16 protein-coding genes are annotated in these 14,324 nt (G+C 26.1%); 7 read left to right on the top strand and 9 right to left on the bottom strand.

The features are described from left to right. Positions 1-5 precede the first annotated feature (5 nt). From hisA to hisIE, 3 genes are read left to right on the top strand one after another with little or no spacing between them, the layout of a single operon-like run. On the top strand, positions 6-743 hold the full coding sequence (gene hisA / locus H0H54_RS01000) for a 1-(5-phosphoribosyl)-5-[(5-phosphoribosylamino)methylideneamino]imidazole-4-carboxamide isomerase (RefSeq protein ID WP_185863424.1): 738 nt from the start codon (positions 6-8) through the stop codon (positions 741-743). 6 nt (positions 744-749) lie between these two features. Beyond that, positions 750-1,511, top strand: a complete 762-nt coding sequence (gene hisF / locus H0H54_RS00995) for an imidazole glycerol phosphate synthase subunit HisF (protein ID WP_185863423.1) — start codon at positions 750-752, stop codon at positions 1,509-1,511. 8 nt (positions 1,512-1,519) lie between these two features. Beyond that, complete coding sequence (gene hisIE / locus H0H54_RS00990; protein ID WP_185863422.1) at positions 1,520-2,107, top strand: bifunctional phosphoribosyl-AMP cyclohydrolase/phosphoribosyl-ATP diphosphatase HisIE; 588 nt, start codon at positions 1,520-1,522, stop codon at positions 2,105-2,107. Between the two features lie 4 nt (positions 2,108-2,111). Here the strand turns inward: hisIE and H0H54_RS00985 are convergent, their stop codons facing one another. Genes H0H54_RS00985 through rsmA form a run of 3 tightly spaced genes read right to left on the bottom strand, consistent with a single transcriptional unit; the run spans position 2,112 to position 4,370 of the window. Continuing rightward, positions 2,112-2,732 carry a 7-carboxy-7-deazaguanine synthase QueE gene (locus tag H0H54_RS00985; RefSeq protein WP_185863421.1) on the bottom strand — a complete coding sequence of 207 codons (621 nt, stop codon included), beginning with the start codon at positions 2,730-2,732 and terminating at the stop codon, positions 2,112-2,114. Then, positions 2,729-3,595: a bifunctional 5,10-methylenetetrahydrofolate dehydrogenase/5,10-methenyltetrahydrofolate cyclohydrolase gene (locus H0H54_RS00980; RefSeq protein ID WP_185863420.1), complete on the bottom strand. Its 867-nt coding sequence runs from the start codon at positions 3,593-3,595 to the stop codon at positions 2,729-2,731. The genes H0H54_RS00985 and H0H54_RS00980 overlap by 4 nt, the downstream gene beginning before the upstream one ends. After that, positions 3,543-4,370, bottom strand: a complete 828-nt coding sequence (gene rsmA / locus H0H54_RS00975; RefSeq protein ID WP_185863525.1) for a 16S rRNA (adenine(1518)-N(6)/adenine(1519)-N(6))-dimethyltransferase RsmA — start codon at positions 4,368-4,370, stop codon at positions 3,543-3,545. The genes H0H54_RS00980 and rsmA overlap by 53 nt, the downstream gene beginning before the upstream one ends. Positions 4,371-4,413: 43 nt before the next feature. Here rsmA and serS point away from each other — a divergent pair, with 43 nt between their 5' ends. Further along, positions 4,414-5,682 carry a serine--tRNA ligase gene (gene serS, locus H0H54_RS00970; RefSeq protein WP_185863419.1) on the top strand — a complete coding sequence of 423 codons (1,269 nt, stop codon included), beginning with the start codon at positions 4,414-4,416 and terminating at the stop codon, positions 5,680-5,682. A gap of 15 nt (positions 5,683-5,697) precedes the next feature. After that, positions 5,698-6,660, top strand: coding sequence for a methylenetetrahydrofolate reductase [NAD(P)H] (gene metF / locus H0H54_RS00965; RefSeq protein ID WP_185863418.1), 963 nt, complete (start codon positions 5,698-5,700; stop codon positions 6,658-6,660). Between the two features lie 20 nt (positions 6,661-6,680). Here metF and H0H54_RS00960 read toward each other — a convergent pair whose 3' ends face one another. Beyond that, positions 6,681-7,664, bottom strand: coding sequence for a pyruvate dehydrogenase complex E1 component subunit beta (locus H0H54_RS00960; RefSeq protein WP_185863417.1), 984 nt, complete (start codon positions 7,662-7,664; stop codon positions 6,681-6,683). 79 nt (positions 7,665-7,743) lie between these two features. Then, positions 7,744-8,373, bottom strand: a complete 630-nt coding sequence (locus tag H0H54_RS00955) for a hypothetical protein (RefSeq protein ID WP_185863416.1) — start codon at positions 8,371-8,373, stop codon at positions 7,744-7,746. 150 nt (positions 8,374-8,523) lie between these two features. Between H0H54_RS00955 and H0H54_RS00950 the strand changes: the two genes are divergently transcribed. Continuing rightward, complete coding sequence (locus H0H54_RS00950; protein WP_185863415.1) at positions 8,524-9,174, top strand: bifunctional nuclease family protein; 651 nt, start codon at positions 8,524-8,526, stop codon at positions 9,172-9,174. Position 9,175: 1 nt separating this feature from the next. On the opposite strand, the gene H0H54_RS00945 is transcribed toward H0H54_RS00950, so the two are convergent. Then, positions 9,176-9,673 carry a dihydrofolate reductase gene (locus H0H54_RS00945; protein WP_185863414.1) on the bottom strand — a complete coding sequence of 166 codons (498 nt, stop codon included), beginning with the start codon at positions 9,671-9,673 and terminating at the stop codon, positions 9,176-9,178. Between the two features lie 33 nt (positions 9,674-9,706). On the opposite strand from H0H54_RS00945, the gene H0H54_RS00940 reads away from it, so the two are divergent. Further along, a complete protein-coding gene (locus tag H0H54_RS00940) occupies positions 9,707-12,376 on the top strand; it encodes a valine--tRNA ligase (protein ID WP_185863413.1) in 2,670 nt (889 codons plus the stop codon). Positions 12,377-12,378: 2 nt separating this feature from the next. On the opposite strand, the gene H0H54_RS00935 is transcribed toward H0H54_RS00940, so the two are convergent. The 3 genes from H0H54_RS00935 to ndk form a co-directional block, all read right to left on the bottom strand. Beyond that, positions 12,379-13,128, bottom strand: a complete 750-nt coding sequence (locus tag H0H54_RS00935) for a TPM domain-containing protein (protein WP_185863412.1) — start codon at positions 13,126-13,128, stop codon at positions 12,379-12,381. An 82-nt stretch (positions 13,129-13,210) separates the two neighbouring features. After that, positions 13,211-13,813 (bottom strand): LemA family protein, encoded by a 603-nt coding sequence (locus H0H54_RS00930; protein ID WP_185863411.1) that lies wholly within the window; start codon positions 13,811-13,813, stop codon positions 13,211-13,213. A gap of 18 nt (positions 13,814-13,831) precedes the next feature. After that, positions 13,832-14,278, bottom strand: coding sequence for a nucleoside-diphosphate kinase (ndk, locus tag H0H54_RS00925; RefSeq protein WP_185863524.1), 447 nt, complete (start codon positions 14,276-14,278; stop codon positions 13,832-13,834). Positions 14,279-14,324: the final 46 nt, after the last annotated feature.

Raw genomic sequence — 14,324 nt, 5'->3', positions numbered from 1 at the left:
TGACAATGGATATTATAGTAGCTATAGATTTGATTGATGGGAAATGTGTTCGATTAATACAAGGAGATTTTAAAAGAAAAAAAATTTACAATGAAGACCCATTAGATGTCGCTTTATTACTAGAAAATTATGGAATATCTAGATTGCATCTAGTAGATTTAGATGGAGCAAAAAAAGGAAAAGTAGTTCATTGGAAAATTTTAGAAAAAATAGCGAAATCTACACATTTAACTATAGATTTTGGAGGAGGAATTCATTCTGATGAAGATATACGTACTGTGTTTGAAAGTGGAGGACATATGGCCACTGTTGGTAGTATTGCAGTTCAAAAACCTTTTGTTTTAAAAAAATGGATTGATGCTTATGGAGGAGATAAAATATTGTTAGGAGTAGACGTAAAAAATAATAAAATAGCAATCAATGGATGGACTAAATTTAGTGATTTTCCATTTTTAGATTTTTTACAAGAAAAAAGTAATCATGGAGTTAAGAAAATTTTTTGTACAGATATTTCTAAAGATGGAATTTTATCAGGTCCTTCTTTTCTTTTATATAAAAAAATTATTGAAAAATTTCCAAATATTGAATTCATAGCAAGTGGAGGAATTAGTAATATGAATGATGTATATCAATTATTTAATTTGGGTTGTAGTGGAATCATTGTTGGAAAAGCTGTATATGAAAAAAAAATATCATTATATGATCTTAAAAATTGGAAAAAAATAAACAATCATAACAATTAATTAAATATGTTGGCTAAACGTATTATACCTTGTTTGGATATAAAAAATGGAAGAACAGTAAAAGGAGTCAATTTTATACATTTAAAAGACGCTGGAGACCCAATACAACTGGTTTGTTGGTATACAAAACAGGGTGCAGATGAATTAATATTTTTGGACATCACTGCCACAAATGAAAAACGGAAGACACTAATTAGTTTAGTAAAAGACATTTCTCGCCATATTAATATTCCTTTTACGGTTGGTGGAGGAATTAAAGAAGAAAAAGATGTTGAAGTTTTGCTGAATGCAGGAGCAGATAAAATATCTATCAACACTGCTGCTTTTCAAAATCCGAATCTTTTAGAAAAACTTTCTAAAAGATTCGGAAGTCAATGCATTGTTTTAGCTATTGATACTAAATATGAAGAAAATGAATGGTGGGTATATTTAAATGGAGGAAGAATTTCTACTCATACTAAAACTTTAGATTGGGCTCAGGAAGGAACTAGTAGAGGGGCAGGAGAGATATTACTAACTTCAATGAATCATGATGGAACAAAAAACGGATTTGCAATAGATATTACTAGAAGAATATCCGAAAATATTTCTACCCCTATAATTGCCTCAGGTGGCGCTGGAAAATTAGATGATTTTTATAAAATTTTTAAAAAAGGAAAAGCTGATGCAGCTTTAGCCGCTAGTATATTTCATTATAAAGAAATAGAAATTCCTAATTTAAAATGTTATTTAAATCAACTTCATATACCTGTAAGAACTGAAATATAAACAAACATATGATAAATTTTAAAAAAAAATTGATTCCTGCAATTGTTCAAGATTCAAAAACAGATAAGGTATTAATGTTGGGTTATATGAATCAAGAAGCCTATCAAAAAAGTATTGATGAAAAAAAAGTGACTTTTTATAGCAGATCGAAAAAAAGATTATGGACAAAAGGAGAGATCAGTAAAAATTATCTTTTTATTAAAAAGATATTAATAGATTGTGATGAAGATACATTATTAATCAAAGCTACACCAACAGGTCCTATTTGTCATAAAGGAACAGATACATGTTGGAAAGAAATAAATAAGAATAATAATTTTTTATTTTATTTAGAAAATATAATATCGGATAGAATTAAAAAAAAACAAGAAAATTCTTATATATATCAATTATCAAAAAAAGGAATCAATAGAATATCTCAAAAGTTAGGAGAAGAAGCAGTGGAACTCATTATCGAGTCTAAAGACAATGATCAAAATTTATTTTTAAATGAATCTGCTGATTTACTTTTTCATTATCTTATTCTTTTAAAAAAAAAAGGATTGGAAATGCAAGATGTTATTAATATTTTAAAAAGTAGGCATTCAAAAACCTAATTCTCTAAGGAACATTTAATATTTTATGCATTTGAAAAGATATTCTCCATTTAGGGTTTTTTTTAACATAAGAAATGATTTTCGGAAGAACATTAAAAATAGAATTCCATTCTGGCTGTAAAAACAAAAAACAATTCGTTACACTTTGAACATAATAGGCTTGTTCTTCTGCAAAGATAAAGTCATTTTCATCCGAAATAATAATTTTTAATTCATTGATTTTTTTGTAATTTTCTTGCAGAGGAAGTTTTATTTTTTTTGGAGAAATTGTAATCCAATCTACATATTTTTCTTTTATAGGATAAGAACCTGAAGTTTCAATATGAATACGATGTCCTTTTTTCTTAAGTTTTTTAATTAAAGGATGTAAATTCCACATAGTGGGTTCTCCTCCAGTAATTACAATAGTTTTAATTTGATGATGATTATTATTAATATTATTTAGAATTTGATTAATTGTAATAAAGTTTTCTTTTTTTATATTCCAACTTTCTTTAGTATCGCACCAACTACATCTTATATTACATCCTTCAAAACGAATAAAATATGCAGCTGTACCATAATAATATCCTTCTCCTTGAATGGAATAAAAAAATTCTTTTATCGGATAGCTAATTTCTTTCATTTCCTATTGTTTAATGCTGCCATCAAAGTGTTTTTTAGTAACATCACACGAGTCATAGGTCCTATCCCTCCTGGGACAGGAGTCAAATAAGAAGCCCTTCCATAAACACTATAGAAATCAACATCTCCTAATATTTTATTTTCATGATTATGTATTCCTACATCTATAACAACAGCTCCTTTTTTAATCATTTTTCCTTTAAGAAATTTTGGGATACCTACAGCTACTATGATAATGTCGGCTTGTTTAGTGTAAAATTCTATATTTTTAGTTTTACTATGAGTAATTGTAACCGTACTATTTCCAAAATAATTTTTTCTACTCATCAGTATGCTAATTGGTCTTCCCACTATCCTACTTCTCCCTATTACTACAGTATGTTTTCCATATATTTGAATTTTATATCTTTCTAAAACAGTTAAGATTCCTAACGCAGTAGCAGGAAAAAATGCTTTCATCCCCAAAGACATTTTTCCAAAATTTTCAGGATGAAATCCATCTACATCTTTTTTAGGATCAATAGATAAAATGATTTTATCTTGATTCATGTGCTTTTCTAGAGGTAATTGCACAATAAAACCATCTATATATGGATTTCGATTCATTTTTTTTATTTCTTCTAATAATTTATTTTCTAAAGTATTTATAGGTAAATGTATTAAAGAATACTGAATTCCAATGTTTTTACATTCTTTAATTTTGTTATTAACATATGTTATGCTAGAGCTGTTATTTCCTGTTAAAATAATTCCAAGATGAGGCATTCTCTTGTTTTCATTCAATATTTTTTTCTCTATAATATTGGATATTTCATTTTTTATTTCTTTGGCTAACAAATTTCCGTTCAATAATTGAGTAGTCATTTCCTAATTTAATTTCTATTTCTCTTGTTAATTGAATAAACTCTTTCACAGATAATTCTTCTGCTCTTTTGTTTAAAAATGGTATTTTATTAAAATTTGGAACATATTTGAATAATTGTAAAGAATTTTTTAATTTCTTTCTTCTTTGATTAAAAGCTGTTTTAACACATTTAAACAACACATTTTTATCGCAATAAATAGTTTCATTTTTTCTTTTTAAAGATATTACTGCAGATTCCACATTAGGAACAGGAAAAAATACCTTTTTTTTTACAGTAAAAAGGTATTTTGCATCATAAAACGTTTGAATTAATACTGATAAAATTCCATAAGTTTTTTTTCCTTTGTGAGATGTAATTCGTTTTGCCACTTCTTTTTGAAACATTCCAATACATTCTGGAATATATTGATTATATTTTAATATATGGAATAATATTTGTGAAGAAATTTTATAAGGAAAATTACCAATAATTGCAAAATTATGTAATTTTATTTCTTCTGGATTCCATTTCAAAAAATCATTATGAATGATTTTGTTATTAGAAATCAAAAATTTTTTTTTTAAAAAAGAAATTAATTGTTTATCGATTTCTATAAAAAAAACATGGTGATATGGATTAATCAATAGATATTGAGTTAAAATGCCTAATCCAGGGCCGACCTCTACTACTGTATTGTAATTTTCGAAAGAAAGATGATTTACAATTTTTTTTGCTATATTTTGATCTTTTAAAAAATATTGATCGAATTTTTTTTTAAAAAAAAGTTTATGCATTTGCATTGTGCAAATATATAAACATTATATTATTTAGTTTAATATGCTGAAACCCTATTTTATACGAAAAAATAAAGAAAAAGTTTTATTGGGATTAGAAAAACGTGATTTTAAGAAATCACATTTAATAAACGAAATATTAATTTTGGATGAAAAAAAAAAAATAACTCAAAATATTATAAATAAAATATTAGAAAAAGAAAATTTAATTTCAAGAGAAATAGGTAAAATTTTGAGTTTTAATAACAATAACGATCATCAAATAAAATCTTTAAAAGATAAATCTTCTTTTCTGAAAAAAGAAAGAAAAAATATTAATATCAAACTAGAAAAAATTTGCCAAATTTTAGAAAAAAAATTGAATCAAGTTCCTAACATTCCTGATGAAAAAGTAAAAAAGGATTTCAAAAAGAATGATATTCTTTTTCAGGAAGAAGGAATTTGTTCTTCTATTATGAACCCCCTTCCTCATTGGGAATTATCAAAAAAATTTAATTTGATTGATTCTAATTTAGGAACAAAAATATGTGGTTCTGGTTTTACAGTTTATATGGGGAAAGGGGCGAAATTGCAAAGGAGTTTAATTCAATATTTTTTAGATAGAAATATACAAGCATCATATAAAGAATATAGTTTACCTTATCTCATTAATGAAAAATCTGGATTTTCTACGGGACAAATTCCAGATAAAGAGAATCAAATGTACTTTATAGAAAAAGATAATTTTTATTTAATTCCCACTGGAGAAATTCCTATTATGAATTGTTATAGAGATACAATGCTTACATACTCAGATCTTCCTATTAAAGGAACTACTTACACATCTTGTTTTAGAAGAGAAGCTGGTTCATATGGGGCAAAAGTTAGAGGATTAAATAGATTACATCAATTTGAAAAAGTAGAAATTATTCAAATTACTACACCAGATACTTCTTCTTATTTTTTAGAAGAAATGATTTCACATGTGAGAAATATTTTGAGATCTTTAAATTTACCTTTTCGTTTGATTCGATTAAGTGCTACAGATCTGGGTTTTTCTTCTTCTATAACTTATGATTTTGAAGTTTATTCTATGGCTCAAAAAAAATGGCTAGAAGTAAGTTCTATCTCAAATTGTACTGATTTTCAGTCTAATAGATTGCGCCTCAAATATAAAACTATTACAGGGAATACAGAATTTTGTCATACTCTTAATGGGAGTGCGTTGGCTTTACCCCGAATTATGGCTGCTTTACTAGAAAATAATCAAACTGAAAATAAAATTAATATTCCTAAGGCTTTGATTCCTTATACAGAATTTGATCATATTTAAGTGAAATTTTATGTTATGAAAGTGACTGAGCATATAGATAGAGCAAAAAAAAGTTTATTTTCTTTTGAAATCTTACCTCCTTTAAGAGGACGTGATATAAAAGATATTTTTTCTACCTTAGACCCATTAATAGAATTTAATCCTCCCTTTATTGATGTCACTTATCATCGTGAAGAATTTATATATGTAGAAAAAGATAATGGTCTTTTACAAAGAAGAAAAATTTCAAGACGTCCAGGAACAGTAGGAATCTGTGCTGCAATTATGAATAAATATGGAATAGATGCTGTTCCTCATCTAATTTGTGGGGGATTTAGTAAACAAATGACTGAAAATGCTTTAATAGATCTAAATTTTTTGGGGATCGATAATGTTTTAGTCCTAAGAGGAGATCCATTAAAATCTGAAAAAAGTTTTATTGCACAAAAAGATGGACACAAACATGCAATAGAATTAGTGAAACAAGTTCAAAATTTGAATATTGGAAAATATCTTGATAAAACTTTTGTAGAAAAAAAAGAATCTACATCATTTGATTTCTGTATTGGAGTAGCAGGATACCCAGAAAAACATTTAGAAGCTCCAAATATAGAAAGTGATTTATTTTTTCTGAAAAAAAAAATAGAAGCAGGAGCTGATTATATTGTAACTCAAATGTTTTTTGATAATAAAAAATTTTTTTCTTTTGTTGAAAGATGTAGATCCGAGGGGATTTCTGTTCCAATCATTCCCGGAATTAAACCTATTTCTTCTAAAAAGCAATTAAACGGTCTTCCTTCTCGTTTTTATTTAAATATCCCTAATGAATTAGTAAAAGAAATAGAAAAAGAAAAAGATAAAAAAAATATTCCTCATATTGGAATTGAATGGGCTATTCATCAATCTAAAGAATTAAAAAATTATGGTGTAGAAGTAATTCATTATTATACCATGGATAAACCAGAAAATATTTACAAAATTGTTCAAGCCATTTATTGATATTATTTCTATTCTATACATTACATTTTTAAATAAAGAGTTTTTTTTATAGCATTGATTATTTTTTTTTCGTTAGGAAACCAATTATTTACTAAATTATAAGCATAAGGAGCAGGAGTATCTAGCAAAGATATTCTATTAATAGGAGCATCAAGATAATCAAATGCTTTATTTTGTATAAAATATGAAATTTCAGAAGCAATAGATGAAAAAGGCCATGATTCTTCTAAAATTACTAAACGATTAGTTTTTTTTACAGAAAAAAGAATGGATTCATAATCCAATGGACGAATGGTTCGAATATCTACAACCTCTACACTAATATTTTCTTCATCCAATTTATACGCTACATTTAAAGCCGTTTTCATAATCTTCCCAAAAGATACTAAACTGATATCAGTTCCTTTTTTTTTTATATCTGCTTTTCCAATGGGAATAATATATTCTTCATCTGGAATCATCATTCTATCTCCATACATTTGTTCAGATTCCATAAAAATTACTGGATTGTTATCTCTAATAGAAGATTTCAAAAGGCCTTTCGCATCATAAGGATTACATGGAACGACTACTTTTAATCCAGGACAACTTGCATACCAACTTTCAAAAGATTGAGAATGTGTAGCCCCTAATTGTCCGGCAGAACCAGTCGGACCTCTAAAAACAATGGGGATATTCCATTGCCCTCCACTCATATAACGTATTTTTGCTGCATTATTAATAATTTGGTCCATGGCAACTAAAGAAAAATTAAAAGTCATGAATTCAATAATAGGCCTGCATCCGTTCATGGCAGAACCTATGCCTATTCCAGAAAACCCTAATTCTGATATGGGTGTATCAATAACTCTTTTTGAGCCAAATTCTTTTAACATTCCTTTAGAAGCTTTGTAAGCTCCATCATATTGAGCGACTTCTTCCCCCATAAGATAAACAGTATTATCTCTTCTCATCTCTTCACTCATAGCTTCTGCTATAACTTCACGAAAACTCTTCTCTTTCATAATAATGTTAATTTTTTGTAAAGAAAATAAAACGGAAAAGAAAGGATTCCTTTCTTTTCCGTTAGTCTAAAATATTTGATTAATTATTTTTATGTTCTTTTTCTTTTTGTTCTTTTTCTTTTTTTTGTTTTTTTAAAAAATATTCTTGTTTTTTATGTAAATCCTTTTTTTCTTCTCTTGCTTTTGTTAAAGCTTTAATAATATTATGCAAAATATTATTTTTTTCTTTAATAAGTTCTAATTTGTCTTGAGCCAATTTTTTTTGATCTTCAAAATCTTTTTGAGCTATTGCTTGCGCTTCTGAACCTACGGGTTTAGACCTCATAATCATTTTTTTTATTTTCATTTCTTCCATAATTCTTTTTTGAACATCTGCTAATTGATAGTATTCATCAAAATGTTTTGTGCTCTCATCTTCTAACTTTTTTATTTCCTCTTCTATGTTTTTTTTTCTTCTGGATATATCTTCTGGATCTATGTCATTTATATCAAAATCTGGTTTTTCTTCTTCTTCTTCTTCTTCTTTAGTTGTTGGGGTAGGATTTGGCTGTTGTATAGGAGGGGGTGAAGCGACGGCTGCAGTTGCAGGGGATGTATTATGATTTACGTTAGGGACCTTTTCTCCTGCTAGATCATCATCATTGCAAGAAATAATAAATCCCAACGCTATGAAAATTGTTGGAATCAAAAATTTAAAAGAAGTATTCATAATAAAAATTTTTAATATTATTAATTAAATATATAAAAAAAATTATTACATAGAATTTATAATTTCCTTATCTTACTAAGTATAAAAACATTCTTCCAAATTTAGTATATTTGGATTAGTAGTTATTTGTAATATAATTTATATACTCCTATGGATCAATTTATTAAATTAGCTATACGGGGAATATCCTTAAGTCAAATACAATCAGGTATATATGTTTTGTTACTTGAAGAAGAATCTGGAAGAATAAAACTTCCTATTATTATAGAAAGTATGCAAGCACAGTCTATTGCTTATGCTTTAGGGAAAAGAGATACATCAAGATCTTTTACACATGATTTATTTTTTTCTTTTGCAAAAGAATTTCATATCAGATTAAAAGCGGTAGTTATATATAAACTGATAAATGGAATATTTTTTTCTTATATTTTATTCGAAGGAGATCACATCATAGGAGAAGTAGGAGAAGAAGGAAATAAAATAGAAAAAAAAGAACATAGAATAGATTCAAAGACATCAGATGCCGTAGCTTTAGCAGTAAGATTTCAAGCCCCTATTTATACAACAAGGGAAATTTTTGATAAAGCTGGTATTTATTTTGAGAATGGATTTCCTAAAGAAAATGATACTTCTGAAACAGGAATAGAAAATACTAGTTTTCTTTTTTTTAAGGAAAAGAGTCAGCAAGATTTAGAAAATATGACAGAAAAAGATTTAAATGCTTTATTAAATCATGCGGTAGTTAATGAGTGTTATGAACTTGCAGCACGAATAAAAAAAGAGTTAGATAGAAGAGAATGAATTATTTCTTTCTTTCGTATCTAATAAAACTGTAGTTAAATAAGTGATTTTTATCTTTTTCATAAAAAAATTCATATGTTTTTTTCCATTTTTTGGGATCAATGTTTGGAAATTTAGTATCACCATAAAATTTTTTATGAACTAATGTTAGTTCTATAGAATGTGCTTTTTCGATTGTAGAGACGTATGTTTTTTCTCCTCCTATTATAAATATTTTTTTATACGTTAAATTATCTATTTCTTTTATAGAAGAAATAACATTTACATTTTTTTTATTTTTTAAGTATAAAAAATTTGTTTTATTTCTTGTTAGTATAATATTTTTTCTTTTTGGAAGTATTTTTCCAATGGATTCAAAAGTTTTTCTCCCCATTAGGACTATTTCCCCTATAGTCAGATTTTTAAAACGTTTTAAATCATTGGGTAAATGCCACATTAATTGATTGTTTTTTCCTATGAATCCATTTTTTGAAACAGCAGCAATTATAATTATTTTCATGATTATTCCAATTTTTTTTATATTTTTAAATCTATGGATATTCCAATTAAATATGATCCTCAACCTGTAGAGAAAAAGATATATCATTATTGGATGAAGGAAAATTATTTTTCGTCTTATCCGGATGATAGGATTCCTTATACTATAGTAATGCCTCCTCCCAATGTAACTGGAGCTCTTCATATAGGACATATGCTTAATAATACTATACAGGATGTTTTAATTAGATACGCAAGAATGAAAGGATATAATGCTTGTTGGATTCCTGGTACGGATCATGCATCTATTGCTACAGAAGCGAAAGTAGTTCATCATTTAAAGAAAAGAGGTTTATCTAAATTTTTTTTGGGAAGAGATAAATTTTTGTATCATGTTATGGAATGGGCTAAAAAACATAAAAACATTATTTTTGATCAAATTAAAAAATTGGGATGTTCCTGTGATTGGAATCGTACTCAATTTACGATGAGTTCAAAATTATCTCAGTCTGTAACGAAAGTTTTTATCGATTTATATAATGAAGGATATATATATAGGGGGTATCATGTCGTTAATTGGGATCCAGATGCTCAAACTACTCTTTCTGATGAAGAAGTACACTATAAAGAACATGTTGGTGAACTTTATTATTTAAAATATAAAATAAAGGGAGAGGAAAATTATGTGACTGTAGCAACAACTCGTCCAGAAACTATATTTGGGGATACAGCTATTTGTTTTCATCCAAATGATCAACGTTATGATCATTTGAAAGGAAAATACGTTAAGATTCCAATAATTAATAGATATATTCCAATTATACAAGATTCATATGTAGACCCCAATTTTGGAACTGGATGTTTAAAAATCACTCCAGCTCATGACATCCATGATAAAAATATAGCAGATAAACATAAATTAGAAATAATCAACGTTTTCAATAAAGATGCAACTTTAAATGAAAAAGGGCTTCATTATCAAGGAATGGATCGTTTTAAAGCAAGAAAAAAAATTATAGAAGAACTTAATAAGTTAGAAGTTTTGAAAAATATAGAAAAATATAATCACAAAATAGGTTTTTCTGAACGTACTTCATCAGTAGTTGAACAAAGACTATCACTTCAATGGTTTTTAAAGATGAAAAAAATATCTATTCCTGCTGTAGAAGCTGTTAAAAATGGAGATATTAAATTTTATCCCAATAAATTTCGTAAAACTTATTTGAAATGGATGAGTCAAATTCGTGATTGGAACATATCTAGACAATTGTGGTGGGGGCATCGCATTCCTGTCTATTATTATGGTAAAAAACTTAATGATTTTGTAGTAGCGGATAATTTAAGTCAAGCATTAGAAAAAGCAAGATGTAAAAGTAAGAATACACATTTAAATTGTAATGAAATATGGCAAGATCCGGATGTTTTAGATACTTGGTTTTCTTCTTGGTTATTACCTTTATCTGTATTTGATGGAATTTATCATCCTTATAATCATGAAATTTGTTATTATTATCCTACTGAAGAAATAGTAACAGGTTCAGATATATTATTTTTTTGGATTGCACGTATGATTATGTCTGGTTTTTTATTAAAGAATTATAAACCCTTTAAAAGGGTTTATTTTACTGGAATTGTTAGAGATTATAAGAATAATAAAATATCAAAATCATTAAATAACTCTCCAAATCCTATAGATTTAATTAATAAATATGGCGCAGATGCTGTTCGTATAGGTCTTATGATTAAAAATCATGCGGGAAAAGATTTTCATTTTGATGAAAAAATATGTTTACAAGGAAAAAATTTTGCGAATAAAATATGGAATGCTTTTCGTTTAATTCAAGGTTGGAAAGTAACAAATAATCATAATATTCCTGATTATTATTTTCTTTCTATTAAGTGGTTCAAAAATCGTTTTTATTATATTTTGAATGTTTTTGAAAAATATATTAGAGAATATAAATTGAATGAATCATTGATGGTTTTATATAAGTTTATTTGGTGTGATTTTTGCTCATATTTTCTTGAAATTATAAAACCTATTTATGGGGATAAATGTATACCAGAAATGGTATATTTAAATGTTATTCAATTTTTTGAAAATATATTGAAATTATTACATCCATATATGCCTTTTCTTTCGGAAGAAATTTGGAATATTCTTAAAAAAAGAAAACCGAAAGAAGCTCTCATTATATCTTCTTGGCCTGAAATCAAATCTTATGATTATGATATTTTAGTTTCTTTCGGAAAAGCTATAGAAATCATATCTGAAATACGAAATATTAGAAATCAAAATCATATTTCTTATAAAAAAAGTCTTGTCTTATTTTCTATAAGAAAAAAAGAAGAAAAAGAATATAATCCTATTATATTAAAGTTGGCTAATTTGTATAAAATAATTCCTGTTTCAAAAAAACCTGAAAATATCCCGTTTTTTCCTTTTTTATTAGATAAGGATCAATTTTTTTTATCCTTAGATCAAAAAGGATATTGTTTTCAGTATAACAAAGATGTAGTGAAAAAGGATGTGGTTAAAATTGAAAATAAAATTCAATATTTTCATAATTTATTATCCATTATTAGAAAAAATTTATCTAACAATAAATATGTGACTTCTGTTCCGAAAGATTTACTTTTAAAGGAAAGAAAAAAAGAAAATGATACATTAAATAAAATTGCTAGACTTAAGGAATATTTAAAATATTTAAAAAAAATAAGATAAAGTTACCAACTACTACTACTCCCTCCTCCACCAAAATTTCCCCCTCCTCCAAATCCATCAAAATTGTCTTCATTTTGATCAGAATTTTGATTTTTGAATAAAAAATTTGTTACAAACAAAGTATTTAATGTATTTAATAATGAAGAATTTGTTGTTTTTTTTATCAAAAAAAAATAAAATAAAAAAAACATAATAAAAAAAACACTAATGTTGGTTAATAAATTCCATATGGAAAAATTTTTTTTCTTTTTGTTTTTTTTATATTTATCTTTTAATATTTTAAATATTTCTTGAGTCCCATAATCTATAGCTTTATAATAAAAATTCTTTTTTAGAAAAGGTTTTATTTTTTCAATAATCTCCATAGTTAAAAAATCGGTCATATAAGGTTCTATTCCGTATCCGTTTTGTATAGATATTTTCCTATCATGAATGGATAATAATATAATTATTCCATTATTTTCATGATATCGCCCAATTTTCCATTTTTCACCCCATCGAGAGGCTAATAAATTGGGATCTTCACCATGAAGATCTTGAATAATGGAAACCAAAATTTCTGTTGATGTAATTTTAGAATATAAAATAAGTTTTTGATTTAATTTTTTTACTTGTTTATTCGACAAAACTCCTGCGTAATCCTGTACAGGATATATTTTTTTTGGAATTTCAGGAATAGAAAATTGGCCATGTATTAAATTTGAACAAAAATAAATCAAAATAATAGAAATAGACTGTATTATTTTTTTCATGATATTTTTTGAATTATCTTTATTTCAAATTAATTTGTTTGATTATTTCATGTTTATTTTTTTTTAAACGAAACATGAAATATCAGCTAGAAAAATCTATAATTGGAGACTTATTTGATCCTATTTGAGATTGGAAATATCCTTTTTCTTTAAATTGATAAAAAAAGTTTGCAATTATAATTTTTGGAAACTGATTTCTATAAGTATTGAAACTATTGACCTTTTCATTAAAACGATTTCTTTCTACATTGATACGGTTTTCTGTCCCTTCTAATTGATTTTGTAATTCGTAAAAATTTTGTGTTGATCTAAGATTAGGATAATTTTCTACAATTAAGAGCAATCTACTAATTGAATTATTTAAATGATCTTGAGCTTGTTGAAATTTATTTATTTGATTTTGATTCAAATCATTTCTATTTATGGAAATGGAAGTAGCTTTTGCTCTGGCATTTATAATTTGATTTAATGTATCTTTTTCAAAATTTGCAGATCCTTTGACTGTATTTACTAAATTTGGAATTAAATCAGCTCTACGTTGATAAACATTTTCTAATTGACCCCATTGTGTTTTAATATTTTCGTTAAGTTTGACTAAATGATTGTATGTATTAGCTATCCATAATATGGTTATGAATACAAAAATAAAAACAAAGTAAATAGCTATTATAAAACTTTTTTTCATACTGATATGAGTTCTTATTTACAAATCTTTTTTTAAAAAAATTTCTCTATTAGAAAAATAGAATAAACATTCTTTAAAAGCATTTTGATTACTATCAGATCCATGTATAGCATTTTTTTCTAAAGAGGTAGCATATAAATTTCGTATAGTTCCTTTTTTTGCATGTTCTGGATTTGTATCTCCTATTAAAATTCTAAAATCTCTTACCGCATTTTTTTTTCCTAGCATAACAGATACAATTGGTCCAGAAGACATAAATTTTACTAAAGAATCAAAAAATAACTTTTTTTTATGCTCTGCATAAAATTTTTTAGCTGATTTTTTAGAAAGTTTTGTCATTTTTATCGCTAAAATATGAAATCCATCCTCAACAATTTTAGATAGTATAGGTATAATATACCCTTTTTGTACCGCATCTGGTTTTATAATAGAAAGAGTGATTTTACCAAACATATGATCAATCATAATTTCTATATCGATTGAAAAACATTTTAAAATTAAATAAAGAAAT

It is taken from the genome of Blattabacterium cuenoti, from assembly GCF_014251815.1.
In the GTDB taxonomy this organism is placed as follows: Bacteria; Bacteroidota; Bacteroidia; order Flavobacteriales; family Blattabacteriaceae; genus Blattabacterium; species Blattabacterium cuenoti_E.
Note: the sequence above shows the minus strand (reverse complement) of the source record. Positions and strands in the feature narration are given on the sequence as shown.